General features: G+C 70.5%; 17 protein-coding genes. 6 read left to right on the forward strand and 11 right to left on the reverse strand.

Going from position 1 to position 18044, the window contains the following annotated elements; genetic code table 11:
- Positions 1–2: 2 nt before the first annotated feature.
- From B0W80_RS21715 to B0W80_RS21740, 6 genes are all read right to left on the reverse strand, one after another.
- Positions 3–1430, reverse strand: coding sequence for an amidohydrolase family protein (locus B0W80_RS21715; protein WP_077001237.1), 1428 nt, complete (start codon positions 1428–1430; stop codon positions 3–5).
- Between the two features lie 20 nt (positions 1431–1450).
- Positions 1451–2437, reverse strand: a complete 987-nt coding sequence (locus B0W80_RS21720) for a tripartite tricarboxylate transporter substrate binding protein (RefSeq protein WP_083745544.1) — start codon at positions 2435–2437, stop codon at positions 1451–1453.
- A gap of 107 nt (positions 2438–2544) precedes the next feature.
- Entirely contained in the window at positions 2545–3276 is a 732-nt protein-coding gene (locus B0W80_RS21725) for a Crp/Fnr family transcriptional regulator (protein WP_083745545.1), read from the reverse strand.
- A gap of 139 nt (positions 3277–3415) precedes the next feature.
- The gene (gene phnY / locus B0W80_RS21730; RefSeq protein ID WP_077001238.1) at positions 3416–4861 is read right to left on the reverse strand and encodes a phosphonoacetaldehyde dehydrogenase; all 1446 of its coding nucleotides are present in this window, start codon (positions 4859–4861) and stop codon (positions 3416–3418) included.
- Positions 4862–4919: 58 nt separating this feature from the next.
- On the reverse strand, positions 4920–6065 hold the full coding sequence (locus B0W80_RS21735) for an acyl-CoA dehydrogenase family protein (RefSeq protein ID WP_077001239.1): 1146 nt from the start codon (positions 6063–6065) through the stop codon (positions 4920–4922).
- Complete coding sequence (locus tag B0W80_RS21740; RefSeq protein ID WP_077001240.1) at positions 6062–7300, reverse strand: CaiB/BaiF CoA-transferase family protein; 1239 nt, start codon at positions 7298–7300, stop codon at positions 6062–6064. The genes B0W80_RS21735 and B0W80_RS21740 overlap by 4 nt, the downstream gene beginning before the upstream one ends.
- Positions 7301–7402: 102 nt before the next feature.
- On the opposite strand from B0W80_RS21740, the gene B0W80_RS21745 reads away from it, so the two are divergent.
- The gene (locus tag B0W80_RS21745; RefSeq protein WP_077001241.1) at positions 7403–8308 is read left to right on the forward strand and encodes a LysR substrate-binding domain-containing protein; all 906 of its coding nucleotides are present in this window, start codon (positions 7403–7405) and stop codon (positions 8306–8308) included.
- Positions 8309–8366: 58 nt separating this feature from the next.
- On the opposite strand, the gene B0W80_RS21750 is transcribed toward B0W80_RS21745, so the two are convergent.
- Together B0W80_RS21750 and B0W80_RS21755 are read right to left on the reverse strand one after the other, a co-directional pair.
- Positions 8367–9701: an HD-GYP domain-containing protein gene (locus B0W80_RS21750; RefSeq protein WP_077001242.1), complete on the reverse strand. Its 1335-nt coding sequence runs from the start codon at positions 9699–9701 to the stop codon at positions 8367–8369.
- 67 nt (positions 9702–9768) lie between these two features.
- Entirely contained in the window at positions 9769–10800 is a 1032-nt protein-coding gene (locus tag B0W80_RS21755) for an AraC family transcriptional regulator (protein ID WP_143684727.1), read from the reverse strand.
- A gap of 87 nt (positions 10801–10887) precedes the next feature.
- On the opposite strand from B0W80_RS21755, the gene B0W80_RS21760 reads away from it, so the two are divergent.
- The 4 genes from B0W80_RS21760 to B0W80_RS21775 are packed head-to-tail and all read left to right on the forward strand — an operon-like array spanning position 10888 to position 14238.
- On the forward strand, positions 10888–11829 hold the full coding sequence (locus tag B0W80_RS21760) for a tripartite tricarboxylate transporter substrate binding protein (protein ID WP_077001243.1): 942 nt from the start codon (positions 10888–10890) through the stop codon (positions 11827–11829).
- 47 nt (positions 11830–11876) lie between these two features.
- Entirely contained in the window at positions 11877–12908 is a 1032-nt protein-coding gene (locus B0W80_RS21765) for an amidohydrolase family protein (RefSeq protein ID WP_077001244.1), read from the forward strand.
- On the forward strand, positions 12908–13261 hold the full coding sequence (locus B0W80_RS21770) for a NifU family protein (RefSeq protein WP_077001245.1): 354 nt from the start codon (positions 12908–12910) through the stop codon (positions 13259–13261). Before B0W80_RS21765 ends, B0W80_RS21770 begins: the two co-directional genes overlap by 1 nt.
- A complete protein-coding gene (locus tag B0W80_RS21775) occupies positions 13258–14238 on the forward strand; it encodes a fumarylacetoacetate hydrolase family protein (protein ID WP_077001246.1) in 981 nt (326 codons plus the stop codon). The genes B0W80_RS21770 and B0W80_RS21775 overlap by 4 nt, the downstream gene beginning before the upstream one ends.
- Before the next feature lie 77 nt (positions 14239–14315).
- Here B0W80_RS21775 and B0W80_RS21780 read toward each other — a convergent pair whose 3' ends face one another.
- The gene (locus B0W80_RS21780) at positions 14316–14702 is read right to left on the reverse strand and encodes a hypothetical protein (RefSeq protein WP_256856645.1); all 387 of its coding nucleotides are present in this window, start codon (positions 14700–14702) and stop codon (positions 14316–14318) included.
- 38 nt (positions 14703–14740) lie between these two features.
- Between B0W80_RS21780 and B0W80_RS21785 the strand changes: the two genes are divergently transcribed.
- Positions 14741–15547, forward strand: a complete 807-nt coding sequence (locus B0W80_RS21785; RefSeq protein ID WP_077001247.1) for a transglutaminase family protein — start codon at positions 14741–14743, stop codon at positions 15545–15547.
- A gap of 17 nt (positions 15548–15564) precedes the next feature.
- Here B0W80_RS21785 and B0W80_RS21790 read toward each other — a convergent pair whose 3' ends face one another.
- Positions 15565–17001, reverse strand: a complete 1437-nt coding sequence (locus B0W80_RS21790) for a cytochrome P450 (protein WP_077001248.1) — start codon at positions 16999–17001, stop codon at positions 15565–15567.
- A gap of 61 nt (positions 17002–17062) precedes the next feature.
- Entirely contained in the window at positions 17063–17743 is a 681-nt protein-coding gene (locus tag B0W80_RS21795; protein ID WP_077001249.1) for a GNAT family N-acetyltransferase, read from the reverse strand.
- Positions 17744–18044 lie beyond the last annotated feature (301 nt).

The following is an 18044-nucleotide window of genomic DNA, read 5'->3' on the forward strand; positions in this document are numbered from 1 at the left end:
GATCAGGTCACGATGTTCGAGCGCACGCGGCGGGCGGCCTCGTTCAGGCGCGCGACCGCCGCTGGCATGTCGACCGCCAGCACGCGGCCGTTCTCGACGATGGTCTTGCCGTCGACCATCACGCGGTCGACGTCGTCGCCCGTGGCCGAGAGCACGAGGAACATGAAGGGGTCGTAGGCCGGCGCGGCCTTGAAGGTGTCGGTGCGCACCATCACGATGTCGGCCTTGCAGCCCGCCGCCAGGCGGCCGAGGTCCGGCCGGCCCAGGGCATCTGCGCCACCGACGGTCGCCATGGCGAAGACGTCCGCCGACGTGGCGACGTCCACCGAATGCTCGACGATGCGGCACACGGTGGCCGCCATGCGCATGTCGTTGAACATGTCGAAGGGAAAGGTGTCGGTGCCCAGCGATTGCCGGATGCCGAGCTGCCGGTACTTGTGGATGGAGTTGATGACGCCGCCGCGCCGCGCCTTGACCCAGGGCAGGTGCACCACGGTGGTCTGTGAATCGCGCAGCGCCGCCACCTCCGACGGGTCGAGCGAGGCCATGTTGCCGTCGCGGGTCATGACCTGGCCATGGCCGATCAGGCAATCCGGGCCCAGCAGGCCGGTGTCCTGCATGTACTCGACCGTGCTCATGCCGTACTCGGACCGGATGCGTTCGTACTCGTTGGGCGACTGCCCGGCATGCACCTGGATGGGCAGCCGGTGCGCGCTCGCGACGCGCCGGGTCTCGCGCAGCAGTTCCGGGTCGCAGGTGTCGATCTGTCCCGGCGCCAGCATGGTGCGCAGGCGGCCGTCGTAGCGGCCGTCCCAGCCGGTGCAGAAGTCGACGCAGTCGCGAAAGCGCCTGCGCCCTTCGTCCGGGTACTTCTCGTACCAGACCTTGCCGCCCGGCGCATGCCCGTAGTGCATGGCCCGGAAGCGCGGGCCCGAATAGCAGCGCAGGCCGGTCGCCATGGCCACCTGCGCGACCTGCTCGGTCATCGCGATGGCGCCGTCGCCACCCACCTCGTAGTCGTAGCCGAGTTCCACCACCGTGGTCGACCCGGTGCGGGCCAGCTCGGCGAACGCGCATTCGGCGGCGATGACCTGCGCCTCGGGATCGACCGCGTGGCGCACGGCCGGCAGCGTGCGGTAGAGCGTGCCGTAGTTGGTTTCCTTGGCCTGCGCGCTGATGTTGGTGGATTCTTCGAGATAGCCTTTGGTGTAGAGGGTGTCGGTCACGTGCAGGTGCGTGTTCACGAAGCCGGGCATGACGATGCGGCCGCGCGCATCGATGCGTCTCGCGCTGCCGTCGGCAGGCACCGCGATGCCGGAGCCCACCTCGACGATCACATCGCCCTCGATGACGACGACGCCGCCCTCGATCACGCGGTGCGCGCCGTTCTGCCAGGCGATGACGGTGCCGTTCTCGATATAGGTTTTCATGGTCGTTCCGATCGTTCGATTCATTCCGGCTTGATGCCCGCGGCCTTGATGGCCTCGCCCCACTTGCGGTGCTCCGCCACCATGAAGCGGCCGAAGGCTTCGGGCGTGCCGGGGAAGGGCTCCAGGTAGTTGGCCTTGAGCTTCTCCACGATGTCGGGTGCGCGCAGCACCTTCACGAACTCGGCGTTGAGGCGCGCCACCACGGCGGGCGGCGTCTTCGCCGGCACCAGCAGGCCGGCCCAGCCGTAGCTCTCGATGCCGGCAATGCCGAAATCGGCCAGCGTGGGCACGTCGGGAATGGTCGAATCGCGCTGCGAGCCCAGCACGACCAGCGGCGTGACCTTGTGCTTGGCATCCCGCACGAAGGACATGAAATTGGCCGGGTTGGTCGCGGCGTACTGGATGCTGCCGCCGAGCAGGCTGTTCATCATCGGCGAGGTGCCGGTGTAGGTGACGTGCTGCATCGCCAGCCCGCTGCGGCCCTTCAGCATCTCGACGGCCAGGTTCGACAGCGAGCCCGGCCCCGGCGAACCGTAGTTGAGCGATGCCGTGTCCTTGGCGGCCAGCAGCTGCTTCAGGTCCCGGTGCGGCGCGCTCGGCCCGGCCACGATCACGTTCGACCAGCGCACCAGCGTGCCGACCGGCGCGAAGTCGTCGCGCTTCCAGCGGATGCTGCCGAAGACGAACTCGTTGGTGACGATGTTCGGCACCTGGATCAGCACCGTGTAGCCGTCCGGCGCGGCGCGCGCGACGTATTCGGTGCCGATGTTGGTCGAGGCGCCGCCCCGGTTCTCGACCACGACGGGCTGCCCGAAGGCGTCGGCCAGCCTGGGCTGGAACAGCCGCGCGACGAAGTCGGTGGCGCTGCCCGGCGGATAGGGCACGACCAGCGTGATGGGCCGGGAGGGGTAGTCCTGCGCCTGGGCCAGCGGCGACGCCAGCCAGACGAGCCCCGCGACGAGGGGTGCGACCCTTGCGAAGGTGGTGCGGAACCGGGTGAGGAACATCGAGATCTCCTGTGTCCTGTGATGACTAGCCGTGGCCGTCGCGGCCAGCGAGGAGGAGTGTGCGCAGGCCGACGCGTGCCCGCCAGCAACTAATTGCCGGCCCGGTGTCAGCGCACCGCGGCAAGCGCGGCCGGCTCCGGCACGAGGTAGGCGCCATCCGTGTGGCGCTCGATCAATCCCTCGTCCTGGAAGCGCGCGAGCGTGAGCGACACCCACTGGCGGGTGGAGCCGATCATGCTCGCGAGCTCGCCGTGGCTCAGCCCGCGCACCGCGCCGCTCTCGCGCGCCGCCAGCATGGCCAGCAGCCGCGCCAGCCGCACGCGCATCGAATGCGTCGCCAGCAGTTGCAGCAGCGCGCAGTAGCACTGCATCTTGTGCACCATGGCGTCGATGAGGGCGAGGGCCAGGTCGGGATGGCGCGTGGTGATGTCGCGCAGCTCGGGGCCGGGCAGTTCGAGGCACCGGGTCGGCGCCACGGCCACCGAGGTCCACGCATGCCGGCCGCCGCCGAAGACCTGCGGAGCCCCGACGTAGTGGCCGTGGGTCCAGAAGCCGAGCGTGAGCTCCCGGCCGTCTTCCGACACGTAGTAGGACTTCACCACGCCGGCCTCGATCAGGTGAATGCCCTCGTGCGCATCGCCCTGCCCGAACAGCAGCTCGCCGCTGCGGAAGTCGCGCCGCCGCCCGAGCGCCAGCACCGCATTCAACGTGGCCGGCTGCAGGCGTGCCAGCAGGTCGGGCGCCACGGCCGCCGCGTCGGGCACCGGGGACAGCAAGGTGGCCTGCCGCAGCGGATGCGCGGGACCGGAGGCGCGCTCACGGGCGGCGGCGGGAATCATGAGGAGGCGGTACGAAGGGCCATCACGCCGGGGAACTTACCACCATCGGACACCGCAATGCCTCGCGCTCGCGCTCGCGCTCGCGCTCGCGCTCGCGCCCGCGCTGTCCGACGCCGCCGCGGACCGGCGACTCACCGACTCACCACGGCAGCGTGAAGGTCTTGCAGTTCGTGAAGGACTTGATCGCTTCCTGCACGCCTTCCTTGTAGCCCAGCCCCGAATCCTTGATGCCACCGAAGGGCGTGAGCTCGATGCGGTAGCCCGGCACTTCCCACAGGTTGACGGTGCCCACTTTCAGCTCCTTGGCGAAGCGGGTGGCGTCATCGAGCCTGTCGGTGCAGATGCCCGACGAGAGACCGAAGGCGGTGCCGTTCGAGATGGCGATCGCTTCGTCGATGGAGCCGAAGGTGATGATCGGCGACACCGGGCCGAAGGTCTCTTCGCGCACCACCGTCATCTCGGGACGCACGCGGTCGAGCACGGTGGGCGAATACAGCGCGCCCTCGCGGCGGTTGCCGGCCAGCAGGCGCGCGCCCTGGGCCACGGCTTCGTTCACGAGCGATTCGAAGTGCCGGGCCGCCGCCTCGTCGATCACCGTGCCCATCTCGTTGCGCGTGTCCATCGGGTCGCCGTAGGTCCAGGCGCGCGTCTTCTCGACGACGAGCTCGGTGAAGGCCGATGCGATCTTCTGGTGCACCAGCATGCGCTTGACGGCGGTGCAGCGCTGGCCCGAATTCTTGTACGAGCCTTGCACGGCCAGGTCGCTGGCCCTGTCGAGGTCGGCGTCGTCCATCACGATCAGCGGGTCGTTGCCGCCCAGTTCGAGCACGATGCGCCGGTAGCCCGCCTTGGACGCGATGTACCTGCCGATCGGCACGCCGCCCGTGAAGGTGATCAGGTCCACGTGCCGATGGGTGAGCAGTTCGTCCGCGATCTCGCGCGGGTCGCCCGTCACCACCTGCAGCATCTCGGGCGGCAGACCCGCCTCGTAGAGCAGGTCCGCGAAGTAGTAGGCCGAGAGCGGCACCTTCTCGGACGGCTTGAGCACCATGCGGTTGTTCGTGGCCACGGCCGGCACGACCTTGTGCGCCACCTGGTTCATCGGGTGGTTGAAGGGCGTGATGGCGGTGATGACGCCCAGCAAGGGCTCGCGCATGGTGATCACCTTGCGCTGCTTGCCGTGGGGCGTCAGGTCGCAGGAGAAGACCTGCCCGTCGTCGCGCAGCGCTTCGGCAGCGCCGAAGTTCAGCACGTCGGCCACGCGGCCGATCTCGTACGCGCTGTCCTTCTTCGACAGGCCCGACTCGCTCGTGATCAGGTCGGACGCCGCGTCGATGCGTTCGCGCAGCAACGCTGCGGCACGGTTCAGGATGGCCGAGCGCTCGTAGCGCGAGAGCTTGGGAACGTAGGCCTGCGCGATGTCGAAGGCGCGGCGAACGTCTTCCACACTGGCCATCGGCGCGGTGCCGACGCGCTCGCCGGAATAGGGGTTGCACACGTCGATGCTGCGCGCGGTGCGCACCTCGGCGCCGCCGATGCGTAGCGCTTCCGCGCGGAATTCGATGCTCTGGGGGTGGGCGCTCATGCCGGATCCTTCATCACGATGGCGATGACATCGCTGCCCCCGAATGTGCCAGAGTCCCTCAGGCCAGCAGGCTCCGCGCGATGATGTTGCGCTGAATTTCCGACGAACCCTCGTAGATGCGCAGGATGCGCGCGTCGCGCACGTAGCGCTCCAGCGGCAGTTCGCGCGTGAAGCCGTAGCCGCCGTGGATCTGAAGGGCCGCATCGGCGACGAAGCCCGCCATCTCCGAGGCATGCAGCTTGGCCATGGCCGACTGCTGCGTGAAGGGCCGGCCGGCCTCGCGCAGTGCGAGCGCCTGCAACGTCAGGCCCCACGACGCTTCGAGGCGCAGCTTCATGTCGGCCAGCATCCACTGCAGGCCCTGCTTGTCGGCCAGGCGCTCGCCGCCGACTTGCCGCTCCTTCATCCAGCCGACGGCGGCATCGAGCGCGGCCTCGGCGATGCCCAGGGCCGTGGCGGCCACGTCGAGGCGGCTGTTGTCGAGCACCTTCATCGCGGTCCTGAAGCCCGTGCCTTCATCGCCCAGGCGATGGTCGGCCGGCACGCGCACGTCGTCGAAGGCGACTTCGAAGGCATGGCCGCCGCGGATGCCCATCAGCTTTTCGGGCGATGAGACACGCACGCCGGGCGAGCGCGTGGGCACGATGAAGGCGCTCACGCCACGCGCGCCGGCATCGGCATCGGTCTTCGCGAAGACGACCAGGAACGCGGCCTCGCCGGCGTTCGAGATGAACTGCTTGGCGCCATCGATGCGATAGCCGTCGCCGTCGCGCACGGCGCGGGTGCGCAGGTCGGCGGGGTGCGAGCCGCCGCGTGGCTCGGTGAGCGCGAGGCCGGCCAGCCATTCGCCGCGCGCGCACGGTGGCAGCCAGCGCGCGCGCTGCGCGTCGTCGCCGCCGATCAGCACGGCGTCGGTGCCCAGGTAGTGCGCACCGAGCAGCGACGAGGTGGCGGCGCAGGCGCGCGAGATCGCCACCAGCGACAGCAGCATGGCGGTGGGCGACACGCCCGGGCCGCCGAAGCGCTCGGGGATGTTCATCCCCATCACGCCCAGCGCGGCGAGGCCGGGCAGGTGGCAGGTGGCGGACAGCGCCTGCTCGTCGATCTCTTTGGCGCGTGGCGCCAGCGCCTCGGCGGCGTAGCGCGCCACGGCGTCTGCGAGGGTCTGGTCTTCGTCGGCGATGCCGAAGCGGGGGGTGGTCATGCGGTGGTCTCCTCTGGCGCGGCGGCGGGGTGTGCGGGTGTGCCGAACGCGCCGGCGGCGCGCAGCTCGGCCAGGCGGCCGGCGCCGTGGCCGAGCAAGGTCGCGAGCAGCTCGTCGGTGTGCTCGCCGAGCGCAGGCGCGCGCTCGGCGCGATTGGGCGCGGCGCCGTTGAAACGCACCGGTTGCGTGGGCAGCCGCAGGCCGGGCAGGCGTGCGTCTTCCACCGGCTGCAGCAGGCCGCGCGCGCATGCCTGGGGCGACTCGAGCGCCTGCGCGATGTTCCAGATCGGCGCGACCGGCACACCGGCGCTTTCGAGCAGGGCGATGACGGCGTCGACCGGCCGGTCCGCGGCCCAGGCCTCGATGGCCGCACGCAGCGCGGGCTCGTGGGCCGATCGCGACTCGTCGCCGGCGAAGCGCGGGTCGCGCAGCAAGGCAGGCTGCTCCATCGCACCCGCCAGCGCCTCGAACAGCTTTTCGTTGAGCACGGCCAGGGCGAAATGGCCGTCTTGCGCGCGGTACACGCCGAAGGGCGCCGACAGCGGGTGCCGGTTGCCGACGCGCCGTGCAGGCCGCCCGGTGAAGAGGTAGCGCGCCATCGAGGTGGCGAGGAAGGCCAGCGTCGTGTCGAACATCGCCACGTCCACGTGCTGGCCTTCGCCGGTGCGCCGCGTCTGCAGCAGCGCCGCCAGCGTGGCCCACGATGCGAAGAGCCCGGCCACCACGTCCGACACCGCCTCGCCGACCAGCGTGGGCGGGCCGTCGGGGTCGCCGGTGGCTTCCATGAGGCCGCTCATGGCCTGCACCACGATGTCGTAGGCGGGCCGATGCGCCAAGGGGCCGGTCTGGCCGAAGCCCGAGACGCTCACGTACACCAGCATCGGGTTGAGCCGCCGCAGCGCGTCGGGCCCGACGCCGAGCCGCTCGGCCACGCCGGGGCGGAAGTTCTCGACGACCACGTCGGCCTGCGCGGCCAGGCCATGCACGAGTTCGACGGCCTCCGGCGACTTGAGGTCGAGCACCAGGCTCTTCTTGTTGCGGTTCATCACCGTGAAGAGCGCGCTCTGCCCGCTCTGCATCGGGCCGATGGCGCGGTAGTCGTCGCCCTGCGGCGGTTCGATCTTGATCACCTCGGCGCCCAGGTCGGCCAGCAGCGCGGTGGCCATGGGGCCGGCCAGCACGCGGGTGAAATCGAGAATGCGCACGCCGTCGAGCGGGCGGGCAGCGGTGGTCATCGTCGGGCCTTTCGCGTGCAATGCAAGAGTGCAGGTGTCCGATGCTCCGCTCGTATTGGATCAAAGGAAAATATTCGTTTTGGATAGCCTGGATCAAGAAAGATGATTCACCTGAACCTGCGCCAGCTGGAGTACTTCGTCGCTGCCGCGCGCCATGGCGGTGCGGCACGCGCGGCCGAGTCGATGAACGTGTCGCAGCCCTCGATCTCGAAGGCGATCGCCGACCTCGAATCGCTGTGGGGCGAGCCGCTGTTCGTGCGCCTGCATGCGCGCGGGCTCGCGCTGACCGCGGCCGGCGCCGCGCGCCACCGCGAGGCGCATGCGCTGCTGACGCAGGCCCAGGCGCTGGAAAGCCCGCGCTCGCCCGAGCTCGCCGGCCTGCTGCGCGTGGGCTGCCTGAGCACGCTCGCGCCGCGCTGGCTGCCGAGCATCCTCGCGCAGCTGCGCGCGTCGCATCCGGCCGTCGAGGTGCAACTGCACGAGGGCGACACCGAGACGCTGACGCGCATGCTGGAACGCGGCGCGCTCGACGTGGCCCTGCTCTACGACCTGGGCCTGGCACGCCCCGGCGTGACGATCGAGCCGGTCGCCGGGCTCGTGCCCTACGCGTTGCTGCCCTGGGGCCACCGGCTGGCGGCGCACGGCAGCCTGGCCTTGGCCACGCTGGCGCGCGAGCCGCTGGTGCTGATCAACCTGCCGCACAGCCGCGAGTACTTTCTCTCGCTGTTCCGCCAGGCCGGCGTGGCGCCGGTCGTGGCCTACGAGACCACGTCGCTCGAGATGGTGCGTTCGCTGGTCGCCAACGGACTGGGCGTGTCGCTGCTGACCACGCGACCGGTGCACGACCGCAGCCAGGATGGCAAGCGCATCGCCTGCCGGCGCCTGCGCGGGCCGCTGGCGGCGCAGGCCGTGGCGCTGGCCTATCCGGCGGCGGAGAGCTTTCGCAGCGCGCTGGCGGCGCCGTTCGCCGCGGCGGTGCACCAGGGCTTCGCGGCGGCGCAGGGCTGAACGCTGTGGGCAGGACGCGGCGTCGGGCGCAAGGTCGGTCGCAAGTTCGCGCGCATCATCAGGCGCCGCGCCCGGCCAGCGACGCCGGCTGCACGCGATCGATCCACTCGGCGACCACGGCCGCCTCGGCCGGCGGCAGCAGGCCGCCGCGCAGGCGCTGCTGACGCGCGACTTCGCGAATGCGCCATTCGAGCTCTTCGACCAGGGTCACGGTCTCGGTGTAGACGCTGGGGTCGCGCAGCGCCGCCAGCTCGGCCAACAGTGGCGCGGGTGCCTGTGCGTCGAGCCCGGCGCTCGAGAACGACGCCTGGATGACCAGCATGCGCCGCAGGCCGATGTCGAGCACCCGGCGCAGCTCGCCGTCCGCCTGCGCGATGCGCGCATCGATCCAGCCGCGCGCCTGCCTGAATCGCTCCAGCACGCCGATCAGGTGCTCGATGCGCTGGGCCGCCTGCTCCAGCGGCGCCGCCGCCTCCAGGTCGACCGGGGCATCGGGCGCCGCGCGTGCACCGGCCGACACGGCGTGCAGCAACGTGGGGCTGAACTCGCCGGGCACGAGCCGCTCGGCCATGCGCGCGCGGGTCAGCGGCGATGCGCCCGATTCGATGATCGCCATGAGCCATTCGGCCACGGCGAGGATCTGCCCGTTGCGCGTGAACGCCTCGCCCGCGACGCCGCGCGGGTAGCCGAAGCCGTCCAGCCTTTCGTGGTGCAGCAGCACGGCATCGGCCACCGCGCTGCCCGCGCCCGCCATGTCGCGCAGCACCCGGTGCCCCACCAGCGGGTGCACGACGATGTGGCGCCATTGCTCGATCGTCAGCCGTGCGCCGCGGCGCAGGTACTCGGGATCGATGTAGAGCTCGCCCACGTCGTGCAACAGGCCTGCGGTGGCGAGTACGCGCCCCGTTTCGGCATTGCTCGCCTGCAGGCGCCGGCCCAGCGACACCGCGAGCATGGCGACGCCGACGGCGTGCTCCAGGCGGTCTTCGTGCAGCTGGGTATAGATGGCGAGCAGCGCCCTCGGCTGGGGCGCCAGCGTGACGGCCGCGATGGCCGCGGGCACGTCGCTGGCAGGGCCGTCGGCGCACAGCGCACGCAGCAGTGCGTGCTTGTCGAGGAGCGTCTGCACCGTGGGGGCGAGGCGCGCCGTGATCGCGTCGTCGTCCATGCCGACCGACTGCTCCAGCGGCCGGCGCAGCTTGTGCGCGAGCAGCCGCTCGCGCACGCCGGCGTCGATGCGCGCACCACGGGCGAGCAGCTTGACGCCGCTGGCGGAGACGACGTCTTCGCTGGTGCCGATCGCATGCGACTGCGACGCCTTCACGACATGGCCGAGGTAATGCGGGTTGACGTTGTCGGAGGCGTTGGCGTCGGCAATGGCGTCGGTGGTCATTGAATGGCGTTGAGCGGTGGTAACGATGCGGGGAGGGCCCGACCAGGCGCAAACGAATGTACACAAACTATCGGGCGCGGCGCGCCTTGTCCCTCCAGGCCCGTGCCTCGCAGCCGAAGGCCTTTCGGAACCAGCGCGAGAAGGCGCTGGCCTCCGAGTAGCCGAGCAGGCCCGCGATGGCGCCGATGCTCTTGTCCGAGCGCGCGAGATAGCTTCGGGCCAGCTCGCGTCGCGCCGCCTCCAGCTCGCCCGCGAAGCTCATGCCCGCCACCGCCAGGTGCCGGCGCAGCGTGCGCTCCTGCAGGCCGAGCCGCAACGCGACGTTGGCCATGGTGCAGCGGCCGCTCGGCAGCATGACGTGGATCAACTCGGCGACGCGGGCATCGACCGGCCGCGCCTGCAGCCCGGCCCATGCTTCCACCTGGCGCTCCGACTCGCTGCGAAAGATCGGATCGGCTTCGGACACCGGCTGGTCGAGGTCCGGCTGCGTCATGAAGAGCGCGTTGCCGTCGGCGTCGAAGGCGACCGGGCAGCCGAAGTAGTGCCGGTACGGCCGCGCATCCGCCGGCGACGGGCGCGCCAGGCACACGGCCTGCGGATGCCATTGCGACCCGCGCAGGTGGCGCACGATCTGCAAGGTGCCGCCAACCACGAGGTCGACGACCTGCGGCGACGTGGCCGCCATTGCCTCGCTGTGGTGGACGCACAGCGCGACACCATCGCCGCCTTCCTGCAGGTCGAGGATCACTTCGGAATGCAGATGCATCCAGGCGCTGATGGCCCGCAGCGCGTGGCGCAGGTCGGGCTCGTCGCGCGCCAGCTTGCCCACGGCGCCGAAGTGCGACAGGCGGCGCGACGCCGACAGCCGCAGCCCCAGGTCGGGGCAACCCACCGCCTGCGCCGCGTCTTCCAGCAGCCGCGCCACCGAGGCCACGGGCAGGCGCGCCTGTGGATCGCTCAGCGCCGACAGCGGCACGCGCGCGCGCCGCAGCAGCGCCGCCGGGTCGGCGCCGAGCGAACGCACCAGCGCTGCGAAGCCGGTCAGGACGTTAGCGCTGGCAGTGCGGGGGGTGTCGCGGGCCATGTCCGCGAATGTCAAGAAAATGTCCGCGATGGTCAAGCGCCCGACGTCGGGCCGGGCCTAGATTCGAGCCCAGCGGCAGCCCACGTGCCGCAGGAGACAACGATGACAACACGATGCATCCTCGTCCGCGCCGCGGCGGTGCTGGCGATGGCCTGTGCCGCGGCCGGCCTGCACGCGCAGACCGCACCCGGCGCGCAGGCGGCGTGGCCCGCACGCCCGGTGCGCGTGCTCGTGCCAGCGGGCGCCGGCTCGGGTCCCGACGCCCTGTGCCGCCAGGTCACCCAGCGCTTGGGCGACCAGCTCGGCCAGCCCTTCACGCCGGACAACCGCCCCGGCGCGAGCGGCCACGTCGGCGCCGAGATGGCGGCCAGGGCCGCGGCCGACGGGTACACGCTGGTGTGCGGCGCCTCCAGCACCTTCGTCACCACGCCGCACCTGATGACAAAGCTGGCCTACGACCCCAACAAGGACCTGGTGCCGGTGGCGATGCTGGCGCGCGCACACCTGCTGCTGATCGCCAGCCCCGGCGTGCCGGCCGACGACCTGCCATCGCTGATCGCCTGGATCAAGTCGAACCCCGGCAAGGTCTCGTATGCGTCGCCGGGCATCGGCTCGAACGCGCACCTGGCCATGGAAGTGTTCAAGGCCAAGGCAGGGCTGGACATGGTGCACGTGCCCTACAACACGCTGCCGGCGCTGACCGATCTTTCGAGCGGAGGCGTGCAGCTCATGATCGAGCCGAGCGCGAGCGCCATCCCCTTCATCCGCGACGGCCGGGTCAAGTTGATCGCGGTGGCCAGCCCGACGCCGCTGCCCGAGTTTCCCAAGGCGCGGCTCACCACCGACACGGTGCCCGGCTTCGAGGTGATCGGCTGGGGCGGCCTGTTCGCGCCGGCGGCCACGCCGCGGCCGAGGTCGACAAGGCGCTGCGGCAGCCCACGCTGCGCGATGCCTTCGCGCCGCTGGGCTTCGTGCCCTACGACATGGGCCCGGATGCATCGCGTCGCTTCATTCGGACCGAATACGAGCGCTGGGGCGAGGTGATCCGCGCCGCGCACATCCGCCTCGAGTAACCGCCGGAGCCAGACCGCATGATCGACAACCTCTTCGTCTTCGACAACGTCATCCACCTGTACGACCTGTCGGCCGGCAACGTGCGCACCGACCGCGCCGACGCGCTGCCCGCGCGCGACCGCATCCTCGACTACATCCGGGCGCAGGTTCGCGACCCGCGTGCCGCTCCGGGCGGGCAGCGCGATTTTCAGTGGGACACGCGCTGGAGCGTGGCGCAGATGCACGAGCTGGTGTTCGAGAACTCGATGACCGACATGGCGATGGCCCAGACCGTGCCCATGTTCGACTGGTTCAAGGACTGGTATTCGCCGGTACAGACCCAGCACGCCATGGCCGCCGCCTACCCCGATCGCGTGCTCTTCTGCGGTGGCGTGGACCCCGGCCACCGCGGCCTGGCCGACGCGCTGGAGCAGATCGACCACCAGTCGCAGGCCATGGGTGCGCGCTCCTTCAAGTTCTACAACGGGCACGCGAAGCTCAAGGACTGCTGGCGCTGCGACGACGAGAAGCTGGCCTACCCGATGTACGAACGCGCACTCGCCAACGGCGTGCGGGTGCTGCAGTTCCACAAGGGCAACCCCTACGGCCTGCAGAACATGGAATGGCTGAGCCCGGTCGACCTGCAGGCACCGGCGCGCGACTTTCCGCAGGCCGACTTCATCGTGCATCACCTGGCCCTGCCCTACTTCGAGGAAATGGTGTCGATCGCCACGCGCTTCCCGAACGTGTACCTGTCGCTGGCCGGCTTCATGGCCTTCCATCGCGTGGCACCGCGACGCGTGCAGGAGCACATCGGCCGGCTGCTGCAGACGGCCGGGCCCGACAAGATCCTCTGGGGCTCGGAAGCCGCGCTCGCGGGCAATCCGCAGCCCTACCTCGAAGCCTTCATGGCGCTGCAGATTCCCGACGACCTGCGCGCCGGCTACGGCTACCCGCAGATCACGCGGGACGACCGCCGCAAGATCCTCGGCGAGAACTTCGCCCGCATCATGGGCGTGGACCTCGACGCCGCGCGGCGCCGGCTGGGCCTGGTGGCGGAGGTGGCGTGATGGCGCCCGACGTCCAGGCACGGGTGCGCGCGCTCGACACGCTGCTGCGATCGCATGCCGGCGGGCTCGAACTGCAGTCCTTCGATGCACGCGGCGTGGCGCGCGTGCGCTTCACCGGCATGTGCGTCGGCTGCGAGCTGCGGCCCGTCACCGCGGCGAACGTGGTGGCGCCGGCGTTGCGCGAATTGCCCGGCGTGACGGCCGTGGAGATTGCCGGCGGCCGCGTGTCGGAGCAGGCGCAGGCCACGCTCGAAGCTTCGGCGGGCTGCGGCGAGCTGGCGGCGGTCCTGCAAGCCGTTCGCCGTTGCGAGCAAGAGCACGAACAAGCGCGAGACCCCGAGGAGGACGCATGAAGCTGGTCACCTACATCGAACCCGGCGATGCGGCGCATCGCCTCGGCAGCCTGCAAGGCGAGCGAGTCATCGACCTGCGCCGCGCGTATGCGGCTTCGCTCGCGGACGACCCCTTCGCGGCGGAGATCGCGGCCGTGCGCATCCCGGGCGACATGGTGCGCTTCCTGGAAGGCGGAACACCATCGATGCAGGCCGCGCGCGAAGCCTGTGCGCACGCGCAGCGCGGCGACGTGCAGCAGTCGCTCGCATGCCGCATCGTGCAGGCGGTGGACGCGGTGCGCCTGCTGGCGCCGGTGCCACGCCCGCGCAAGATCATCTCGGCCGGCGGCACCTATCGCTCGCACGTCGACGAGGTGCACGCGCAGAAGGTCAGGCTCGACGTGCCCGACTACCCGCTCGCCTTTCTGAAAATGCCATCAGCCGTGATCGGGCCGGACGCCGACATCGTGCGTTCGCGACTCACCAAAGAGCTGGATTACGAGATCGAGATCGGCCTGGTCATCGGCACGCGCTGCAAGGACGTGCCCGCGCACGACTGGCGCGCGGTGGTCGCCGGCCTCACCGTAACCAACGACGTGAGCATGCGCGACATCATCTTGGCCGAGCAGACGCACGGCATCCACTTCCAGGGCAAGAACCTCGACACCTGCTGCCCCATCGGCCCATGCATCGCGACGCTCGACGAGGTCGGCGACACGGGAGACTTGGTCATGGAGCTGCGCGTGAACGGCGAAGTGCGGCAGCGCGACACCACCCGCAACATGGTGCACGACTTCGGCGCCATCGTCGCCTACTGGTCGCGCGTGACACTGGAGCCCGGGGATGTGATCACCACCGGCACGACGGCCGGTGTGGCGGGTTTCAACCGGCAAAGGCCGGCGTGGCTGCTGAAGCCGGGCGATGTGGTGGAAGCCGAAGTGCAGAACGTGGGGGTGCTGCGAAACCGCGTGGTGGACGAAGTGCTTCGCGACGGCTGAGCGTCGCGACTCCTGACGCGCCCCATCTCCGCTCACGAGGCCAGAGGAACCGCAGGGCAGGCCGCCCTGCAGCGCCTTCAGCTCGTCGCGTTCTTCAGCGACTTCTTCGCCTTTTCCTTCGAGGCGTTCGAGCGGTTCTTGTGATAGCCCGACTTGACGTTGTTCACCGCCTTGCCGACGGGCCCGCTTTTCTTCGCATCGCTCTCGGCGCGCTTCTGATCGATCTTGTGCTCGGCGGCATCGGTCGCCTCGGAGGCGGCCTTGCCCACCTGGGCGGAAGCGGTGCCCATCAGGGCGAGTGCGGTGGCGCAGGCGAAGAGGAATTTTTTCATTGCATGGGTGGAGGTTGACATCGTGGCGACGATGGTCGCACCGGCCCCGCCCGCTGCCCTGTCGGCCGCCCGCCCGAAGCGACGTCGGCACGGCGCTTCGATCGCTTCGAGGCGGCGGTGCTGGCGCGACACTTGCGTCCCGACACCAACCTCCCTTTCGAAAGCTTCCGATGAGACTCCAGGCCACCTGCAAGATCACCGTGACCGCCAACAGCGACTGCCCGGTCGTCGCGATGCTGCGCCCACGCAGCGGCGAAGCGCAGTGGATGGTGAGCGAGCGCTACGAACTGCACCCGTGGGTGCCCACCACGGAATACGTCGACAACTACGGCAACCTGTGCCAGCGCCTGAAAATTCCCCAGGGCGACATGCAGGTCGAGGTCGACATCGTGATGGAAACCGAGGACGCGATCGCCGTCGAGCCGAGCGCCGCCGCCGTGCCGGTCGAGGCGATGCCCTTCGATGCGCTCCAGTACCTGCTGCAAAGCCGCTACTGCCCCTCCGACAAGATGGAAGACCAGGCGAAGAAGGTGGTGGGCGATGCGCTGCCCGGCTACGCCCAGGTCGAAGCCATCCGAAGCTGGATCTACGACACCCTGGAATACAAGTACGGCGTGAGCAATGGCACCACCGACGCGCTGGACACGCTGAACGACGGCGCCGGCGTCTGCCGCGACTTCTCGCACGTGGGCATCAGCCTGTGCCGGGCCCTGCGGATTCCGGCGCGGCTGGTGGTGGGCTACCTGTACCAGCTCGACCCGATGGACATGCACGCCTGGTTCGAGGCCTTCGTGGGTGGGCGCTGGTACACCTTCGACGCCACGCAGAAGAAGCCGCGGGGCGGCCGCATCGTCGTGGCCTACGGCCGCGACGCGGCCGACGTGGCGTTCATTTCCAACTACGGCCCGCTGGAGATGAAAGAGATGATCGTGACGGTGACGAAGGCACCCGTCACGAAAGCGCCCAAGGCGAAATAGGCGCCGCGGCTGCGCGCCTAGCTGCGGGCGCGCAGCCGCATCTTCAGCCCCACCGGCGACATCGTGAACGCCAGCCGCTCCTGCACCTCCATGCCGCCGGGGCCGGCCACGTCGACGATGTCGAAGTGGCGCAGCAGCATGGCGGCGACCATCTTGATTTCCGACAGCGCCAGGTAGCGGCCGGGGCAGGTGCGCGGCCCGGCGCCGAAGGGCATGGCGACGCGCTTGGCCGAGCCCGCGGCGCGGCCCGGGCCGTCGCCGGCCAGCCAGCGCTCGGGCCTGAAGGCCTGCGGGTCGGCGAAGTTCGCGGCGCTCACGGCACCGGGGCGCATCAGGCACATCACGGGTGTGCCGGCCGGCACCTCGACGCCGTCGACCACCGTGTCGCGCACGGCCTCTTGAATGAGCAGCGGCGCCACCGGCTTGAGGCGCATGGTTTCGTGCGCGCATGCTTCCACGAAGTCGAGCTGGGCCAGCTGCTCGTGGGTGGGATGGGCCTCGGCGCCCAGCACGCGGTGCACTTCTTCCGCCGCCCGCTGCGCCGCCTCGGGATGGCGGTGCAGCAGCCAGATCATCCAGGCCAGGGTGTTGGCCGTGGTGTCCTCGCCGGCCAGCAGCATGGTCAGCATGTTGCCGGACAGGTCTTCGTCGCTCAGGTCGGAGCCGGGCCGGTCGCGCTCGGCGACCATGGCCTCGATGAGGTTGCGGGGCTGCTCGCGCAGCCCGGGCTCGTCGGCCAGCCGCCGGCGGGCCGCGGCGATGAAGCCGGACACGGCCTCGTGCACGGCCGCCAGGCCCTCGGCGACGGCCGGGTCGCGCCGCGTCAGCCAGCGCGGCAGCGGCGACAGCACGCGCTTCGCCAGCGCGGGCAGCAGCTTGTCCAGGTGGGTCTGGATCACCTCTTCGTCCGACTCGATGGTGTTGATGTCGGTGCCGAAGGCCAGGCCGGCGGTCACGTCGACGGTGTAACGCATCAGGTCGGCCTGCAGGTCGATGGGCTGGGCCGCCTCCGCCGCCCGGCGCCACCGGTTCGCGAAGCGCTCGGTCACCCTGACCAGGGTGGGGTGGAAGGCCTTGATGTGGGTCGGATCGAGGCCGCGCAGCACCATGGGCCGGTGCCGGCGCCATTCGTCGCCGTTGACAGTGAAGAGGCCGTTGAAGCCCAGCGAACGGGCGGCCGCGTTGAGCTTGGCGCCGCGCTGGAAGCCATCGGGCCGGTCGCGCAGCACGCCCGCCACCGTCGCCGGGTTGGAGATGACGACGAACTCGCGCGAGGCGATGCGAAAGCGGTACATCTCGCCGTACTCGTGCGCCCACTGCTCCACCTGCCGGTGCAGGCGTTCGCGCTCGATCTGCAGCGCGTTGCCCAGCAGCGGCAGGCCGCGCGGGCCGGGCAGTTCGCTGATTCGCCGCGCGGGCTTGTCCGCGCGCGGTTCATCGGAGGTGATCGCCATCTCGGCCCTTTCGTAGCAGCGTTCCAGGACGCTCTGCAGGGCGCCCACGAAGCGCGGAATCTTAGCTGGCGACTCGGGAATGACCGGCTCCGAAGTGGAAGAACTGGTTGTGCAGCCAGCGGCGCAGCAGGTCCATGGGCCCGGGCTCGGGCGCCAGCGGCGGCCGCGGCGTCACGCCGCGCTCCATGCGCAGCGCCGGCCGGCCGGGCTCCGGCGCGCAGGCGACGAAGCCCATGCGCTGCATGAAGCGGATCATCCGGCGGTTGGTGGCCGGCACCTCGGCGAACAGGCGGCGCAGGCCGGCGTCGCGCGCGGCTTCGACCAACTGCTCGAGCAGTTGGACGGCCAGGCCCTGGCCTTGCCAGATGTCGGCCACGGCGACGGTCAGGGCGGCGGCTGCGTCGGCGCCTTCGCCGCTGAGGGTGTAGCGTGCCTCGCCGATCAGCTCTTCGTATTGGTCACGCCGCACGGTGGCCACGTACGCGACCTGACGGACGCCGTCGGCGTTGACCAGGTCCACCAGCATGGCCGGCGAGCAGGCGCCGAAGCCGGGGCCGAAGCGCTCGCCGCGCGAGGCCGGCGACAGCCGGGCGACGAAGCCCGCGAAGCGCACCGTGTCCTCGGGGCGCACGACGCGGATCAGCGCCGGCGCACCGTTGCGCAGCCGCACTTGGCGGGGCACGCCCACGGCGCGCCGGGTCGCGGCGATGGCTGCAGCCGGTGTGGTGTTGAACGGTGGCATGGGGGGCTCCAACGTCTGCTGAGGGACCGCAAGCTTCGCGCGCGCCGCCCTCGCGGTCCTTAAGCCCGCCTGAAGCGTGCTGAAGCGCGACATCCGCCACCGATTTCAGAACGTTTAAGCCGCCGCTCGATGACGCCGCGCCGGGCTTCGGCGACAGTCCCGACACGGCCCGCCCGGGCCCGCGCGACATCCTTCGAACCATGGCCCTCACCGCACCCCGCTACGTCTGCCTGTCCGACCTCCACCTCGGCGCGGCCTACAGCACACTCACCTACGCCGACGCGGCGGGGCGGCCCGACCC

This window comes from Variovorax sp. KK3, assembly GCF_001984055.1.
In the GTDB taxonomy this organism is placed as follows: Bacteria; Pseudomonadota; Gammaproteobacteria; order Burkholderiales; family Burkholderiaceae_C; genus Variovorax.